16 protein-coding genes are annotated in these 16773 nt (G+C 53.4%); 10 read left to right on the top strand and 6 right to left on the bottom strand.

The genetic code is table 11. From position 1 onward, the window contains the following. Positions 1-121 precede the first annotated feature (121 nt). Together ACFOMG_RS03555 and rpiA are read right to left on the bottom strand one after the other, a co-directional pair. The gene (locus ACFOMG_RS03555; protein ID WP_376864843.1) at positions 122-2893 is read right to left on the bottom strand and encodes a YdbH domain-containing protein; all 2772 of its coding nucleotides are present in this window, start codon (positions 2891-2893) and stop codon (positions 122-124) included. Positions 2894-2945: 52 nt separating this feature from the next. Next, complete coding sequence (gene rpiA, locus ACFOMG_RS03550) at positions 2946-3617, bottom strand: ribose-5-phosphate isomerase RpiA (RefSeq protein ID WP_376864842.1); 672 nt, start codon at positions 3615-3617, stop codon at positions 2946-2948. 125 nt (positions 3618-3742) lie between these two features. Between rpiA and ilvA the strand changes: the two genes are divergently transcribed. The 10 genes from ilvA (at position 3743) to hemW (ending at position 12572) form a co-directional block, all read left to right on the top strand. Then, on the top strand, positions 3743-5272 hold the full coding sequence (gene ilvA, locus ACFOMG_RS03545) for a threonine ammonia-lyase, biosynthetic (RefSeq protein ID WP_376864841.1): 1530 nt from the start codon (positions 3743-3745) through the stop codon (positions 5270-5272). A 161-nt stretch (positions 5273-5433) separates the two neighbouring features. Further along, the gene (locus ACFOMG_RS03540; RefSeq protein WP_376864840.1) at positions 5434-6171 is read left to right on the top strand and encodes a lysophospholipid acyltransferase family protein; all 738 of its coding nucleotides are present in this window, start codon (positions 5434-5436) and stop codon (positions 6169-6171) included. Positions 6172-6232: 61 nt separating this feature from the next. Next, positions 6233-7459: a threonine/serine exporter family protein gene (locus tag ACFOMG_RS03535; protein WP_376864839.1), complete on the top strand. Its 1227-nt coding sequence runs from the start codon at positions 6233-6235 to the stop codon at positions 7457-7459. A gap of 15 nt (positions 7460-7474) precedes the next feature. Next, entirely contained in the window at positions 7475-7963 is a 489-nt protein-coding gene (locus tag ACFOMG_RS03530) for a DM13 domain-containing protein (RefSeq protein ID WP_376864838.1), read from the top strand. 88 nt (positions 7964-8051) lie between these two features. After that, on the top strand, positions 8052-9212 hold the full coding sequence (gene metX / locus ACFOMG_RS03525; protein ID WP_376864837.1) for a homoserine O-succinyltransferase MetX: 1161 nt from the start codon (positions 8052-8054) through the stop codon (positions 9210-9212). Continuing rightward, positions 9209-9826 carry a methionine biosynthesis protein MetW gene (metW, locus tag ACFOMG_RS03520; protein WP_449237024.1) on the top strand — a complete coding sequence of 206 codons (618 nt, stop codon included), beginning with the start codon at positions 9209-9211 and terminating at the stop codon, positions 9824-9826. Before metX ends, metW begins: the two co-directional genes overlap by 4 nt. Before the next feature lie 4 nt (positions 9827-9830). Continuing rightward, positions 9831-10277, top strand: coding sequence for a DUF4426 domain-containing protein (locus ACFOMG_RS03515; protein WP_376864836.1), 447 nt, complete (start codon positions 9831-9833; stop codon positions 10275-10277). Between the two features lie 15 nt (positions 10278-10292). Continuing rightward, positions 10293-10913, top strand: a complete 621-nt coding sequence (rdgB, locus tag ACFOMG_RS03510; protein WP_376864835.1) for an RdgB/HAM1 family non-canonical purine NTP pyrophosphatase — start codon at positions 10293-10295, stop codon at positions 10911-10913. A 31-nt stretch (positions 10914-10944) separates the two neighbouring features. Continuing rightward, positions 10945-11412 carry a hypothetical protein gene (locus ACFOMG_RS03505; protein WP_376864834.1) on the top strand — a complete coding sequence of 156 codons (468 nt, stop codon included), beginning with the start codon at positions 10945-10947 and terminating at the stop codon, positions 11410-11412. A gap of 14 nt (positions 11413-11426) precedes the next feature. Further along, the gene (gene hemW, locus ACFOMG_RS03500) at positions 11427-12572 is read left to right on the top strand and encodes a radical SAM family heme chaperone HemW (protein ID WP_376864833.1); all 1146 of its coding nucleotides are present in this window, start codon (positions 11427-11429) and stop codon (positions 12570-12572) included. Between the two features lie 3 nt (positions 12573-12575). Here the strand turns inward: hemW and ACFOMG_RS03495 are convergent, their stop codons facing one another. The 4 genes from ACFOMG_RS03495 to ectB all read right to left on the bottom strand — a co-directional run bounded on the left by ACFOMG_RS03495 (position 12576) and on the right by ectB (position 16763). Continuing rightward, positions 12576-13589: a TPR end-of-group domain-containing protein gene (locus tag ACFOMG_RS03495; RefSeq protein ID WP_376864832.1), complete on the bottom strand. Its 1014-nt coding sequence runs from the start codon at positions 13587-13589 to the stop codon at positions 12576-12578. Then, the gene (locus ACFOMG_RS03490; RefSeq protein ID WP_376864831.1) at positions 13565-15010 is read right to left on the bottom strand and encodes an aspartate kinase; all 1446 of its coding nucleotides are present in this window, start codon (positions 15008-15010) and stop codon (positions 13565-13567) included. The genes ACFOMG_RS03495 and ACFOMG_RS03490 overlap by 25 nt, the downstream gene beginning before the upstream one ends. A 79-nt stretch (positions 15011-15089) precedes the next feature. Next, positions 15090-15488 (bottom strand): ectoine synthase, encoded by a 399-nt coding sequence (locus ACFOMG_RS03485; RefSeq protein WP_376864830.1) that lies wholly within the window; start codon positions 15486-15488, stop codon positions 15090-15092. A 9-nt stretch (positions 15489-15497) separates the two neighbouring features. Then, complete coding sequence (ectB, locus tag ACFOMG_RS03480; RefSeq protein WP_376864829.1) at positions 15498-16763, bottom strand: diaminobutyrate--2-oxoglutarate transaminase; 1266 nt, start codon at positions 16761-16763, stop codon at positions 15498-15500. Positions 16764-16773: the final 10 nt, after the last annotated feature.

Below are 16773 nucleotides of genomic sequence, written 5' to 3'. Positions count from 1 at the left end.
AGAAATGGTTTTTACCACGTGATTTAATCCGGTACATGGCCTGGTCGGCCTGTTGATACAGCCATAACATATACGCCAGCATCAGGGCGGTTCAGTATAGCCAAGCTGCCGCGGGCTGCCGTCAGCGCTGGTATTTGTCTTCCACCCGCTGAATCAGGTCATTGGTGATACGCAGACTTTCCAGCAGGTCCAGCAGGTTGTATTCCAGATTGACGTTCAGGTGCGTCGCCTGGCCGCCAAAAAATCCCGGGTTGTGGCCCTGAAACTGCAGCGCCAGATTCAGGCGGCCGTCGGGTTGATATTCGATGCCGGACTCCAGCTGGTCATAACGAAAGTCTTCCAGCAGCTGCATCGCCATGCCGACGGTCTGATCGGAAGATTTCAGCGCCGCGCTGGTGCTGTTGTTATAACGGATAACGCCACCCGGGTCGCGGGCGAACAAATTGCCCCCCGGTACCTGAGGCCCATCCGGGGTTAATACGATCGGTAAAACGCCGTCGAGAACACCGCTGGCTTCGACGTCGGCATTCGCTTCCAGTGCTGCCAGCTGACTGAGCTGGATATTATCCACCTCGATACCGAAGGCGTTAATCTGTTTGCGGCTGTCGAAGCTGATACGTGGGGTATGGATCCGGCCGCCCAGCAAATTGGTGTGCATTTCGTAGATATCCACCAGTGCGTAAGACAGGTCGGCGGGCAGGCGGGTCTGGCTGCGGCCCAGCAGATTATTCAGCTGGATGCCGGCATTCAGACTGTCGGCGGAAATCTGGGCATCAATCAGATAGTCACCCGGATCGCCGAGGTCAAAGTTCAGTGGCCGGCGCAGCGCCAGCAGCCCTTGCCAGCCTTCCAGCGATACGCTGTTGTCGTAGATTGCACTGAGGTTATCAAAGCGCAACATCAGGTCGGGCTTAAGTTGCAGCGGCTGATTCTGCTGTTGTTGCCAGTCCAGCCAGCCCTGGCCGGATAACGCACCACTTAATAGCTGAATACGGCTGAGTTCGGTTAATTGCTCGAGTCCCAGACCACTCCAGTTCAGGGGCAGGTCGGTCAGATGCCACTGCCAGTGACCGCGTTGCTGATTACCCTGTTGCCAGTGGTGTAACTGACTACGCAGGGACAGCTGTTGGTTGGCTCCGGTCAGCTGTGGGCGGGCGTTAACTGTCATAGTGCCCGGTTGTTGGTTGGCTGTTATCAGGCTGATGTTAACGGGGCTGCTGAGCTGCAGATCGGGGATTGGCCAGCCGTCATAGTCGGACGGGGCTAAGCCGGCTTGTAGCTGACAGTCGGCACTCAGGCCAGTGCTGAACAGCCGCGGATCACAGCTGAGATGACTGCGCTCAAGCTGCAGCTGCGCCAGAGGAGACTGGCGGTCTGGCTGTTGCAGCGTCAGCTCAAATGGCTGTATATCCAGCTGCACTGGAGCGAAGCTGAGTTCGCCGGCCTGTGAGTTAAGTTGCAGTTGTGGTAATAACGCCAGTTGCAGCGCTCCGGCAGTGGCTGTCAGGCTGGCGTCACCGGGTAACGCGTAAGGCTGGCTGATAATGCGGCTGACCAGGCCCTGTTCCGAGCTCAGTTGCCAGTCTCCTGCGGCATCGCTATACCAGCGAAACTCCCCCTGACTGCTGAGTGTCAGCTGTGGCCAGCGCGGGTCCTGTTGTTGCGCCTCCAGTTGTACCGCCAAACGGGCTTCGCTGCCCTGTTGCCGATGCCAGCTGAGTTGTGGCGTCAGCTGTAACTGCGCCTGCAGTTGCTGGCTTTGCTGCTGGACCTGTAACTGCCACGGCAGCAGGCCCTGAATATCACATTGTTGCAGCCGGGCATCACAGCTGCCACGTAACAGCGGCTCTGACGCTTGTTGGCTGAGGCTCAGTCGCTGTTGCTGCAGTTGCAGTTGTAGCTGATGCTGGCCAGACAATTGCCACTGCAGCGGCTGATCGCTGTTTTTCTGCAGCTGCAGCTGAAACTGGCCAGACTGCCAGCTGAGCTGCTGGCCGGGCTGGTCAATCAGGGTGGCGGCCTGGCTGTTGAGTTGCAGTTGTGCGTCAAAGCTGAGTTGTTGTGGCAACTGCAGTTGTGGCGGTAACCGGATGCTGGCCTGCAGTCGGGCATCGCTGAGTGGCAAGCGGCCAGCCAGTTGTGGCAATAAGCGGCTGCTCAGGGCGCGGAGATCCAGTTGCTGTTGCAGCTGAATAAGGGTGTTGCCCTGATCGTCCTGGTTTACCTGACCGTGTAGCTGGCTCAGCAGCCGGCGTGCTTCCGACAACATGATTAATAACGCACCGCTGCTTTGCAGCTGCACTTCCAGTTGCCATGGCAGCGGCTGATTATCCAGCTGGGTATCACCCCAGATGCGCCATAGCTGCGGTGAGACATCGGCCTGCAAATGGGCAGCGATGGCCGGATGCTGGATGTCGATATGTTTAATCTGCAACGATTCGAGCGGCAGGCTGAGCCATTCAGTAAAGGCCGGAATATCGATCTGTGGTGTTTGTTGCAATACGTCGGTGGCTGTCTGGCGCGCTTCAGCGGCAGCAGCTCCCGCCAGTTTTTTGCCGCTGTCGGCGGCCAGATGCAGGGTCAGCTGTTGCAGCCGGGCGGTTTTCAGCCGGCCCTGCAATAATCCGCTGAGGCTGTAATTCAGCTGCAGATCCTGCAGCGCAATCAGGCTGCCGTCGGCCAGTGGCAGGCGCAGCGCAGTGACCCTCAGTTGTTGCCATGACAGCCCGGCAATTTCGATATGACCCTGCTGCATACCGGCTCCGGCCAGCATGTCGGGCAACCAGCGGTTGAGCGTGGGTTTTAATAACGCGGGCAGAAACGCGAACAGCAGGAGCAGGACTCCCGCCGCGATAACCAGGCCGGTTAATAAGGATTTAACCCAGCGTTTCATCGGTAGCTCCCTGCGCCAGAGATCGTTGGCTGTGCCGCCTGCGGTAAGTGGATTATTGGCTGATGGTTTTTACGCCATCCTGGGTGCCCAGTAATAACACGTTGGCCGGCCGCAGCGCGAATAAACCATTGGTGACCACGCCGGTGATCTGATTGATTTTGCTTTCCAGTTCTATCGGTGAAGCGATGCGCAGATTATGTACGTCGAGAATATGGTTGCCGTTATCGGTGACCACTCCGGTGCGGTAGACCGGATCGCCACCGAGCTTGACCAGCTCCCGGGCGACGTAAGAACGGGCCATGGGAATCACTTCCACCGGCAGTGGGAAATCGCCCATCGTATCGACCAGTTTGCTTTCGTCGGCGACGCATATAAATTCACGGGCCACGGCTGCAACAATCTTTTCCCGGGTTAATGCGGCACCGCCCCCTTTAATCATTTCGAGATTATTGTTAATTTCATCAGCGCCATCGATATAAAAATCGAAGCCGGCGACCTGATTCAGGTCGAATACCTCAATGCCATGATCACGCAGCCGCTGAGCCGATGCTTCCGAGCTGGCCACCGCCCCTTCAAACAGATGTTTATGTTGCGCCAGTGCATCAATAAAGCAGTTGGCGGTTGAACCGGTGCCGACGCCGATAATGCTGTCTTTTTCCAGCCGGGGCAGAATATGTTGGACCGCGGCTTCGCCAACGGCGCGTTTCAGTTCGTCCTGATTCATGGGATGTACGCTCGTGATCATTCGCTTAAGGGGTGTTGATGCGGGGAATTATATGCATTGATGGGGTACAATGCGCCCCGTTAAATGAAAAAGTGTCTAAAAACTTCTGTTAAAACGGCCAACTCATGTCGAATCCATTATTAAACGATTATCTGAAAAAAATACTCAGTGCCCGGGTCTACGATGTTGCTATCGAGACACCGCTGCATATTGCGCCCTTTCTGACCGAGCGCCTGGGTAATCAGATCTGGCTGAAACGTGAAGACGAACAGCCGGTATATTCGTTTAAGATTCGTGGCGCTTATAACAAGGTCAGCCAGCTTAACGAAGAAGAAAAAGCTGCCGGTGTGGTAGCCGCTTCTGCCGGTAATCACGCTCAGGGTCTGGCACTGGCCGCGAAAGAACTGGGTATTAAAGCCACCATCGTGATGCCGCGTACGACCCCGGAAATTAAGGTGAAGTCGGTAAAAGCCCGGGGCGCCAAGGTGGTTTTACACGGCGATGCGTTTGATGATGCCTTTGCGTATTCGCAGAAGCTGGTGGAAGAAAAAGGCATGACCTATATCCATCCGTACGATGACCCGGACACCATTGCCGGCCAGGGAACCATCGGCATGGAAATTCTGCGGCAGATGCGCCAGCCCATCGATGCGGTGTTTGTACCGGTTGGTGGCGGTGGCCTGGCAGCCGGTGTGGCTGCATATATCAAAGCGCTGCGTCCGGAAGTGAAAGTTATTTCGGTCGAAAGCACGGAATCTGCCTGCCTGGCGGCGGCCAAAGCCGAAGGTGAACGGGTGGTGCTCGATCAGGTGGGTATTTTTGCCGATGGTGTGGCCGTGGCCCAGATCGGCGAAAACACCTGGCAGGTCTGCAAGGATCATATCGATGATTGTCTGACGGTCACGCCGGATGAAATCTGCGCGGCGATTAAAGACATCTTTGACGATACCCGGGCGGTGTGTGAACCGGCGGGAGCGCTGGCCGTGGCCGGTATGAAAAAGTACATCGAGCGGGAAAGCTGCGAAGATCATAACTTTGTTGCCATCCTGAGCGGTGCCAATGTGAACTTCGATCGCCTGCGTTATATCTCCGAAGTGGCGGAGATCGGTGAAGGCCGGGAAGTGATTCTGGCGGTGACCATTCCGGAACAAGCCGGCAGCTTCCAGAAGTTCTGCAGCCTGCTGGGAAAACGCCCGATCACCGAGTTTAACTACCGTTATGGTGATGACGACAAAGCACGTATCTATGTCGGGGTAAAAGTCAGCGATGAAGCCAATGCCCGCCAGGCGTTACTCAGTGAGTTGCAGTCAGACGGTTACCCGGTGATGGATATCACCGATAACGAAATAGCCAAGTATCATATTCGCCATATGGTGGGTGGCCATGCGCCGGACTCAGTGAATGATGAACGGGTATACCGGTTTGAATTTCCGGAACGTCCGGGGGCGTTACTGAACTTCCTGAAGAAGCTGGGTAAACGTTTTAATATCTCACTGTTTCATTACCGCAATCACGGCGCCGCCTATGGCCGGGTGCTGGTGGGTATGCAGGTGCCGAATGACAAAGTGCCGCAACTGGAAGGTTATCTGAACGAGCTGGGGTACCGCTTCTGGGATGAAACCAATAACGAGGCGTATCAGCTGTTTTTACGCTGATCGCCTTGACCGCTGAGTTAAGCACATAAAAAAGACAGGCCAATGCCTGTCTTTTTCGTTTATGGCACAACAGAATCTGCCGCTAAGGCTTGCCTGAATGCGTTGAAAATCAAATAATTACAGAATTGTGACGGCCACAGGGACGGGGCTGAAGAAGAATAATGAGAAGTCCTATGCTGTTTTATGCCCGAGTCGTGCTGCTGACCCTGTATTTCCTGCTGGTGTGTGCCGTGGTTATTCCGTTTTGTATGCTGCGGCCGTTTCACCGTAACAATACCCGTGATGGTTCCTGGCTGATGAGTCTCGGACGTTATCTGCTGGGTATTCGTTTACGGGTGGTACGAAATAACCGTCTCAGTGATGACCAGCCGGCGGTGTATATCTCGAACCATCAGGATAACCTGGATGTGTTTACCGTGACCGCACGTATGCCGGGGAATACATTTTTTCTGGGTAAAAGCACGCTGAAATACATCCCGGTTTTCGGTACCGCTTTCTGGCTTGCCGGTAATCTGTTTATTGACCGTAAAAACAAAGCCAAAGCCTGGGAAACCATGGCTCAGGTGGCACGTCAGGTGCGCCAGCGGCAATGTTCTGTGTATATCTTTCCTGAAGGCACCCGCAGTCGCGGACGCGGGCTGATGCCGTTTAAGTCCGGCGCTTTTGCCCTGGCGATTGAATCCGGTCTGCCGGTGGTGCCGATCGTGTTTTCCAGTTCGGATAAAAACATCGACCCCGGCCGCTGGCAGGCGGGCCAGTGTCTGGTGAGTTTTCTGGACCCGGTGCCGACTGATGGCCTGGGCGAAGCGGATGTGAAAAACCTGGCTGAGCAGTGTCGTCAGCGGATGCAGCTGGCAATCGACGAAATGGATAACCAGCTGGCCGGCGAAACAAAATAAAACGCGCTAAGTGCGCGGCTGCTGGACTACAATTGCCGCTTAATTAACTGAGTGATGGCCAGTGGCGGTGAACGAAGACGAGTTCCTCATTAAACGAAAATTTATTATCAAACTGGGCAAGGCATTGCACAAGTTTGGTACCCCGGCTTACCGGCTGGAATCCCACCTGCGTAATGTGGCCGCGACACTGGGGCTGGAAGGCTATTTCCTGATTACCCCCACCACCATGACCTTTGTACTGCAGCGCGAAAATGATCAGGAATATAACCATATTGCCCGGGTAAAACCCGGTGAGCTTGATCTCGGTTCGCTGGCCCGTTGTGATGAGCTGGTGGATGAATTAACCACCGGTCAGCGTGACCTGAACGACGCCATGGCACGCCTGCAGGATATCGAAAGCCGGCCCAACCCTTATGGCGCTCTGCTCAGTGGCTCGGCGTTTACCGCGGCGGCGGCGGCGTTTGCCATGTTGATGCAAACCAGCTGGAACGATGTGTTGTGGTCGGCGTTATTGGGGCTGATGGTGTATGGCTTTGTGTATCTGGCTGAACGTTCGCCACGTACCAGCGAAATGCTGGAGCCGCTGTCGGCCATTGCCTGTGGTGTATTGGCCTGCCTGATTGCGGTGCTGGATGCCGGCATTAATATTCCGGTGGTGATTTTATCCGGGCTGATTATTTTTGTCCCCGGGCTGGCACTGACGATTGGTTTGTCGGAACTGGCAGCGCGCGACCTGATCTCAGGTACTGCACGGGTGATGGATGCCATGATGTTGCTGTTTAAGCTGTATTTTGGTGCTGTGCTGGGGATGGCGATTGGCAAAGCACTGGTCGGCCCGGTGGTGTACCTGGAGCCGGCAGCGCTGCCGGACTGGGCCCCCTGGGGATCGGTGCCGGTGTTGTCGATGGCGCTGGTGATTGTCTTTAAAGCACGGCTGAAAGATGCCTTCTGGGGCATTCTGGCCGGCGCCATTGCGTTTTCGGTGGCGGCACTGGCAGGCAAATATTTTGGGAATTCCATCAGTGTGTTTTTTGGTGCCCTGGCGGTGGGCCTGTACGCCAGTCTGTATTCGCGCTGGATGAATGCTCCGGCGTCCATTGCCTTGTTGCAGGGCATTGTGATTCTGGTGCCGGGCAGTAAGTCTTATATCGGTCTGAACGCTATGATCACCGGTGAAATGATGCTGAAACAAACCCACCTGGGGTCACAGGTGTTTCTGATTTTTATGTCGCTGGTGGCCGGGCTGATTTTTGCCAATGTACTGATGCCGCCACGGCGCACGCTGTAACAAGGGGAAGCGTCGATGAAACGATTGATCTGGCCATTGCTGCTGCTCAGCCACCTGCTGCTGGCAGCGCTGGGGTTTGCGCTGGGCATTTATACCTTGCCGATTCTGACGGCACCGGCGTCGCCAGCGCCACTGGCGATGATGCGCAGTGCCACTCAGGCCCGTTATGTTGCCCGCATGGAGCGTGATTTACAGGACAGCGACTGGCTGCACTGGGCGGAAGGCACCCTGCGGCTGGCGGATGATTTTATCGCCTTTGACGGTGCTATCGCGCCCGGCCCGGACTACAAACTGTATTTGTCGCCGCAGTTTGTCGAAACCGAAGCCGATTTTTTACGGCTGAAATCCAGCATGGTAAAAGTGGGAGATGTACGTACCTTCGACCGCTTTATTCTGCCGTTGCCCGAACAGATTGAATTGGCGCGGTTTAACAGCGTTATTATCTGGTGTGAGTCCTTTGGCCAGTTTATTTCCGCGGCCCGGTATCGCCCGGCGACCGATTAAAACAGAGAAACCCGGCGGCTTACTCTACAACCGATACGTTGCCTGATAAAATCGCTGCTTTGTCACTGTCAGTACGGATTGCTTAGTCATGCCGGAACAAATCCCCAACGATTCAGTTGGATTGGTGACTCCTCAGATTCATCACTTTGATCAGCCGCTTACGTTGCGCAGCGGCCGGGTATTACCGAGCTATGATCTGGTGTATGAAACCTACGGGGAGTTAAACGCCGATAAATCCAATGCGGTTTTAATTTGTCATGCCCTCAGCGGCGATCATCACGCCGCGGGTTATCACAGCATGGAGGATAACAAGCCAGGCTGGTGGGACAGTGCTATTGGCCCGGGTAAAGCCATTGATACCAACCGTTTTTTTGTGGTGGCGCTGAACAATCTTGGTGGCTGCTCAGGCTCCAGCGGGCCGATCAGTATTAATCCCGACAGCGGCAAACCCTGGGGGCCGGAATTCCCGATTGTGGCGGTACGTGACTGGGTAACGTCGCAGGCCCGGCTGGCGGATGTGCTGGGTATTCAGCAGTGGGCCGCTGTGGTGGGTGGCAGTCTGGGAGGCATGCAGGTATTACGCTGGTCGATCCAGTATCCGGAGCGCCTGCGTCACGCTGTTGTTATTGCTTCGGCGCCAAAATTATCAGCGCAGAATATCGCCTTTAACGAAGTGGCACGTCAGGCGATTGCCAAGGATCCGGAATTTCACGATGGTAACTATCTGGAGCATAACACGCTGCCGAAAACCGGCCTGATGCAGGCCCGCATGTTAGGTCATCTGACCTATCTGTCGGATGATGCCATGAAGCAGAAATTTGGCCGGGAGTTAAAAGAAGGCAAACTGAATTACAGCTTTGCACCGGAATTCCAGGTGGAAAGTTATCTGCATTATCAGGGGGAAAAGTTTTCCACCCGGTTTGATGCCAACACCTATATGTTAATGACCAAAGCACTGGATTATTTTGATCCGGCGGCGGATTACGATAACGATCTGGTGCAGTGTCTGAGCCACGCCCGCTGCGAGTTTCTGGTGCTGTCTTTTACCACAGACTGGCGTTTTTCTCCGGAGCGCTCACAGGAAATAGTCGATGCTCTGATTCACGCCGATAAAAACGTCAGTTACGCCTGCATCGAATCGGACAATGGTCACGATGCTTTCCTGTTACCGATTCCGCGTTATCTGGATATTTTTTCTGCCTATATGCAACGCGTTGCGGCTGATATTCCAACCGGAGGTGGGGCATGAATAATCACGATTTTGACAACCTGCGTGATGATCACGCGCTGATTCAGCACGGCGTAAAACCGGGCAGTCAGGTACTTGATCTGGGCTGTGGTGACGGCTCGTTACTGAAATACCTGCAGCAGCATAAAAATGTTCGTGGTTATGGCCTGGAGATTAATCCCGACAATATCACCGCCTGTATCCGCAATGGCGTGAATGTGATTGAACAGGATCTCGATAAAGGCCTGAATAACTTTGAAGACGGCAGCATCGATACCGTGATTATGACCCAGGCGCTGCAGGCGGTTGAGCGCCCGGATCTGCTGCTGGATGAGATGTTACGGATCGGTAAAGAAGCGATTGTGACATTTCCTAACTTCGGTTACTGGCGCACCCGCTTTTACCTGCTGCTGAAAGGCCGCATGCCAATGTCAGAAACCCTGCCGTATAACTGGTACGACACGCCCAACATCCATATGTGTACGTTCCGCGATTTTGAAATTCTGTGCCGCGAAAAAAACATCAAAATACTCAATAAGACGGTAGTGGATGACAATCATAAACATCACTGGACGATTCGTCTCTGGCCAGCCATGCTGGGAGAAATCGCCGTTTACCATATTACCCGGAGGTAAGCTTATGAAAGTTCTGATGACAATTGCCCTGACATTGCTGTCGGCCCTGAGCCTGGCACGGGACAACGGTGAACAAAAACAGGTGTTTGGTGACTATGAAGTCCATTACATTGGTCTGAACTCCACTTTTCTGACGCCTGAAGTCGCTAAGGCATATGATATTACCCGTTCCGGTTCGCTCGGTTATCTGAGTGTTTCTATCCTGAAAAAAGCGGCAAAAGGAGAACTGGCAAAACCGGTCAGCGGTCGTGTGGAAGGTCAGTTGCGTAATCTGATTGGCCAGGCTAAAACGCTACAGTTTAAACAGGTTAAAGAAAGTAATGCGGTGTATTACATCACCACTTTCCGCTTTGATGATGAAGATATGTATAACCTGAATCTTAAGGTAACACCGGACGGCCAGAAGCGGACGTTTGATGTGAAGTTCAGCCAGCGTTTTTATCAGGAATAGCCCGACCAGGTAGCCATGAAAAAAATTGTTCTTGCCAGCGGCAATGCCGGAAAATTACGTGAATTTTCTGCCATGTTCAGCCGTCATTTTAATGATCAGCCAATCGAAATTATTCCACAAAATCAGTTAAACGTGCACGAGGCCGAAGAAACAGGCCTCAGTTTTGTGGAAAATGCCATTCTCAAAGCCCGTAATGCCTCTCGTCAGACCGGCCTGCCGGCACTGGCGGATGATTCCGGTATTGAAGTGGATGCCCTTAACGGTGCCCCGGGTATTTACAGCGCCCGTTATGCACAACGGTGTGGTTACCAGGGAACGGAACAGGGGGATGCTGCGAACAATGCCATGTTATTACAGGCACTGACGGGAATCGCCAGCGAGCAGCGCAACGCGCGGTTTCAGTGTGTGCTGGTGTATTTGCGGCATGCTGATGATCCGACACCGCAGGTATTTCAGGGCAGCTGGGAAGGGCGCATTGTGCTTCAGCCGGATGGCAATGAGGGTTTTGGTTATGATCCGTTATTTTATGTCGACAGTGAGCAATGCACGGCTGCGGCATTAACCAAAGAGCAGAAAAACCGCATCTCGCACCGGGGTGTGGCCATGAATAAGCTGACGGAAAACATCCGGTTTTAGTACCGTTAGTATGATTACAGAAGAGACATTTGTGGATATTTTAGAGCAGCTAGAAAATAAAATTCTGAACACCATTTGTTCGGTGGAGGATTTACAGCAGGAACTGACAGAACAACGTCAGCAACTGAAAAGCAGTAATGAACAACTGATTGAAAGTGATGCAGAACGACTGACACTGCGCAGCGATCTGCAGGACAGCAAAGAAGAAATAAAAGCACTGCAACACGAAAAAGAAGTCTGGCAGCAGCAGCGTGATGAGCTGCAGCAACAGATTGAAAAACTGCTTGAGCAGCGTACTCAGGTGCAGGATGAAAAAGCCCGCCTGATGGAGGAAAAACAAACCTTCGTCAGTGAAAACGAAACCCTGAAGCAGGAAGTTGAACGCCTGACTCAGGAAAAAAATGACTGGGCCAGCAAAGCGGCGTCCATTCTTGAAGTACTCGACCGGGCTGAACTGCAAAACAGCGCGGAAAGTAACGACGCTGCCAACGTCGCCTGAGGAAACCTCTGACCATGCTCCGGCTACCGCCTCTCAGTTTGTATATCCACGTTCCCTGGTGCATCCGTAAGTGCCCTTATTGTGATTTTAATTCCCATAAGGCCGATGACAATCTGCCGGAACGACAATACGTGGACGCTCTGATAGCGGATCTGGAGCAGGATAAACACTGGCTACAGGGGCGGCCGCTGCAGAGTATTTTTATCGGTGGTGGTACCCCCAGTTTATTGTCGGCCCGGGCCTACGAAAAACTGTTTCGTGAGTTGCGTCAGCGGCTGACCTTTGCCGATGATATTGAAATTACCCTGGAAGCTAATCCGGGTACCTTTGAAGCGAAAAAATTTGCCGCTTACCGCAGCCTCGGCATTAACCGCCTGAGCATCGGGGTACAGAGTTTTAACCCCGGCCATTTGCAGCAGCTGGGCCGGGTGCACGACAGTGAGCAGGCCAAAACGGCCATCAGCAAAGCCCGTAAAGCCGGCTTCGATAATTTTAATATCGACCTGATGCACGGCTTGCCAGGACAAACCGTCGGCCAGGCATTACACGATCTGCGTACCGCACTGGCGTTTGAACCTCAGCATTTGTCCTGGTATCAGCTGACCATTGAACCCAATACCGAATTTTATAAGCGGCCACCGTTATTACCTCAGGATGATACCCTGTGGGATATTCAGGAAGCCGGGCTGGCATTGCTGGCAGAACACGGTTTTGAACACTATGAAATTTCTGCCTTTTGTCAGCCAGGACGGGCATCGCGGCACAATCTGAACTATTGGCAGTTTGGCGATTACCTCGGTATTGGTGCCGGCGCACATGGCAAAATTACGCTGGCGGATGCCAATACCATTTTGCGGACCCATAAAACCCGCCTGCCAAAAGACTACCTGGCGCCGGATAAGGCGTTTCTGGCGGGTAAACAAACCATCGATCCGGATGATATCGGGCTGGAATGCCTGATGAACGCATTACGGTTGCGCCAGGGGATTCGGGTGGAAGATTTTGAAGCCCGTACCGGGCTGACGCTGGCGGCTGTGGCTGAGCCATTACAGCGGGCTCAGCAGCTGGGGTTGTTGCAACTGGATAAAGGCATCCGGGCGACGGAAAAAGGCCAGCAATATCTGAATGAGTTGCTGGCGCTGTTTTTACCTGCTGAGTGATGCTCAGTCGCTGATAATCACATTGCTTTCTTCTTTTTCTGGCATCACCACCATCTCGCGGAACAGTTCGTTATCGTGCAGGCTCTCAAAGCTGGTGTCTTCGCCGGCTTGAATCCTCAACGACTCAGAACGCTGAATTGCCTCTGCCAGGTCGCGTAACGCTTCATCAACAAAGCCTGATTCAGCAAAGGCACAGGCACGCTGGAAAAACGCGTGGCTGTTTTCCGGGTCAATTTCCAGGGCCCGGTTCGCCAGGCTGGTCGCCCATTCGGTCTGACCTAACAGCAGTGCTGCGTCGGCTTTGTAGGTTAAGGCCTCGATATCATCCGGACGTAATGCCAGGATCTGATCGTACAGGGAAATTTTGTTCTGCGGACTGTTTTCCTGTGACGCTTTCAGCCATAACGAATGAATTTCGTTGGTTAACTCAATTTCATCCTGAGCCGCTTTAATATGGCGTGACTTACGGTGCAGTTCTTTTTCCAGGTTCGCCAGCCGTTCTTCATAGGAACTGGTAATCCGGCCGATTTCTTCATTGGCAAAGGTACCGACCCGCTCTTTTACATCACGTAAGGAGTTCCAGCCGATAATCACCAGCAAAGACGACGCGCCGGCCAGCAAATAGAAAAAATAGGTAATGGTATCGGTGGCGTATACCAGCGCCCGGTCGGCGACGGTCAGTTCTTTGGCAACAATCTTTTCAGTCAGCTCAACCCGGGTATTGGCGATTTCCTGGCGTAAATCCTTTACCTCACCGAGGATATACAACTCGGTAAACGGGCTGTACATCTTGGCATCGAGGTTATTGATTTTATCTTTCGCCAGCTGATCGCGCTGGGACTGGGATAGTTGTTCTGCCAGTAACGCCTGCTGGGCAGGCGTCAGTTGCAGGCTGGTGGCGCTTTCTTCTTCTGCCCGGGGCAGGGCGCAGGCGAGCAGTAACCCGCAGAGTGCGAGCCACCGCCCGGCAGCGTTAAACCATTGTGAAACAGTTATGCGCTTGCCTGTTGTTGCCATAGTTCTGATTTCTCCACAAACTGTTGGTGCAGGGCTTCCACGGCTTTGCCGTAATCTTCATCCCGCACCAGAAACATGATATCGACCTGACGCATGGCCTGGTGAACAGAGAGGATATTAACACCTGCCTCAGATAATGCACCGGACGCTTTGTGAAGTAAGCCGGGAATATTCATATCGCTACCGATGGCGCTGACCATCGACAGTTTTTCGACTCGGATATCCGAATCCGGGTAAACCTGCTGCAGTTTATCCATCAGCCAGTTGATACGACGTTTGTTGCCTTTCAGATAGAAGGTATCGGTATTGGCATTGTAGTCTTTGGTTAATACCCGAACGCCGGACTCCTGTACCAGCTGGTTCATCTTTTCGCCGTAGGTTGGGTTGCCGACCATATCCTGGTCGAAAATCTCCAGCGCCCAGACACCTTTGGTGCCGGCGATGATCTCAACTTTGGGCTCATCGCTGCAATAATCACTGCAGATCTGAGTACCTTCGTGTTCCGGCTCGAAGGTATTTTTGATCCGTAACAGGATATTTTTCTTACGCAGGCCGGAAGCGGCACGCGGGTGGATGGCTTCCATCCCGAGGTTGGCCAGCTGATCGGCGACGTCGTAGTTGGTCATGCCAATCGGCTGAATATTGTCGGTACCTACTAAGGCCGGGTCAGCCGTACTGAGGTGATATTCTTTGTGAATAATGGCTTCTGCAGCACCGGTAATGGTGGCGATTTTGCTGAAGGTCATTTCACTGTAACCACGGTCGAAGGTTTTCATCAGGCCTTCGCGGCACTGGGTATAACCGGTGACAATCGGCAGCTGGGTTGCCAGGTCGATACCACCAAATGCCCGGCGGATGGTTTCATCCAGTCCTGGCTGGCTGTCTGAACGCCAGTTGGTCAGGTCGACAAATACAGCATTCACATCGTGCTGACGCAACAGCTGCACTGAGTTGTAGGCGCTGTGTGCCTCACCCAGCGCACTGAGCATTTCACGCACCTGATGCAGGTGGTCATCAAGCTGGAAGTTACCGAAATTACACACGGTTTCCAGATTTTCCAGACAGGTGCGGGTATCGGCAAAGCGCTGGCAAATAAACTGATCGGCGCGTTTGCGCTGCACGTCGTTGCTGAAGATGGCGGCGTTCATCGACAACATGTTGTCGAGCACCTGGTCGAGTTTGTTCTGCCACGGACGTTTTTCGTCCATTTCTGCAAACAGGGCATAAACGCCGGGTTCGCCGGTTTTTTTATGTTCCAGCAGGCCGTTGGTCATGCCGGCGTAGGCCGATACCACAAAGATACGCTGGTATAAGGTGGCCGGGCTGCCTTGTGGGGTATGCGCTCGCAGCCAGATGTTGTTCAGTACTTCCTCGTAGCGGCTCATCGAAGTGCCGCCGATTTTTTCTACGGTATGTAACATGTGTCACCCATTGGTGAGTTTTTTTGACAGGTATGTGTGGGATAGGGAAGCGGGCCGGACCTGAGTCCGGCCGGAGGGATCAGTCGATGGTTTCAGCTTCCAGTGCGTACACACCATTTTCATCATGAATTTCTTTGCCATGCAGGGGCGGATTAAAAACACAGGCCATCTGCATATCTTCCGTGGTGGCACGTAACAGGTGTTTATCGTGCTTATCCAGAATATACAGGGTGCCGGGCTCGATCGGGTAGATCTTACCATCTTCACAGGTTTCCACCTCACCATAACCACTCATGCAATACACAGATTCCAGGTGGTTCTGATACCAGATCGGTGTTTCGGTGCCTTTAAAAATGGTGGTGATATGGAAAGAAAACCCCATGTTGTCGTCTTTTAACAACATACGTACCGATTCCCAGGTACCGCCGTTAATGGCGCGGTTGGACTCTTTGCATTCTTTTAATGTACGGACAATCACACTAATACCTCAGGAAGCTTTGGAAACGTTTTCAGACAGAGCATCAGCAACACAGCTGGCCAGGATATCCAGACCGCGGTCGAGCTGTTCGGTTTCAATCGTCAGCGGAGTTAATACTTTAACCACCTGACCTTCTGAACCACTGGTTTCAATGACCAGGTTGCGTTTAAACGCCAGTTCGGTCACGGCTTCAGCCAGTTCACCGGATTTAAACTCCAGGCCCTGCATAATGCCGCGGCCTTTGTGTTTCAGCTGACCACCGTGTTTGGCCTGAATTTCTTTCAACCGGGCCTTCAGATGGGCCGCTTTTTTCTGCACGTCTTTGGCGAAGCTGTCGTCGGCCCAATAATGTTCCAGTGCCTGACGAGCGGTGATAAAGGCGTGGTTATTGCCACGGAAAGTACCGTTGTGTTCACCCGGTTTCCAGCTGTCCAGCTCTTCTTTTAGCAGAACTACGGCCATTGGCAGTCCGTAACCACCAAGAGATTTCGACAGGGTAATGATGTCGGGTTCGATACCAAACTCTTCGAAGCTGAAGAAGGTGCCACTGCGGCCACAGCCAGCCTGAATATCATCAACAATCAATACCATGTCATAACGGCGGCAGATGTCCTGCAGGCCCTGCATCCATTCTTTGCTGGCGACGTTTAAACCACCTTCACCCTGGATGCATTCAACGATAACGCCGGCCGGGTGACCCAGACCGGAAGATTTGTCCTGCAGCGCTTTTTCGAAATATTCCAGCGTATTGAAGTCACCCAGGTAACCGTCGTACGGCATAAATTGTACGCCCGGCAGCGGCATACCAACTGAGTCTTTGTATTTCTGGTTAGCGGTGACCGCCACAGAACCCTGAGTTACGCCATGGAAACCGTTGGTGAACGACACGATGGTGTGACGGCCGGTATTTTTGCGCGCCAGTTTTAACGCCGCTTCGACTGCGTTGGTGCCGGTTGGGCCGGTGAACTGCATGCGGTAGTGCATGTTACGCGGTGCCAGAATGCGGTTCTGGAACGATTCCAGGAACGCCTGCTTGGCGTTGGTGTACATATCCAGGCCGTGGGTCATGCCGTCTGAGTTGATGTAATCAATCAGTGCCTGCTTGAACTTCGGGTTGTTGTGGCCGTAGTTCAGGGTGCCGGCGCCACCCAGGAAGTCGATGTATTCGTTGCCGTCGCTGTCGGTCAGCAGTGCGTTCTGTGCTTTGGTGAATACCACCGGGAATGAACGGCAATAGCCACGGACGTTAGATTCTAACTGATTAAAGATTTCCATAATAAACCTC

Origin of the sequence: Bacterioplanoides pacificum, assembly GCF_042648445.1 — a bacterium.
GTDB lineage: Bacteria > Pseudomonadota > Gammaproteobacteria > Pseudomonadales > Oceanobacteraceae > Bacterioplanoides > Bacterioplanoides pacificum.
The sequence above is the reverse complement of the archived record's forward strand: the minus strand, read 5'-3'. Positions and strand labels throughout refer to the sequence as shown.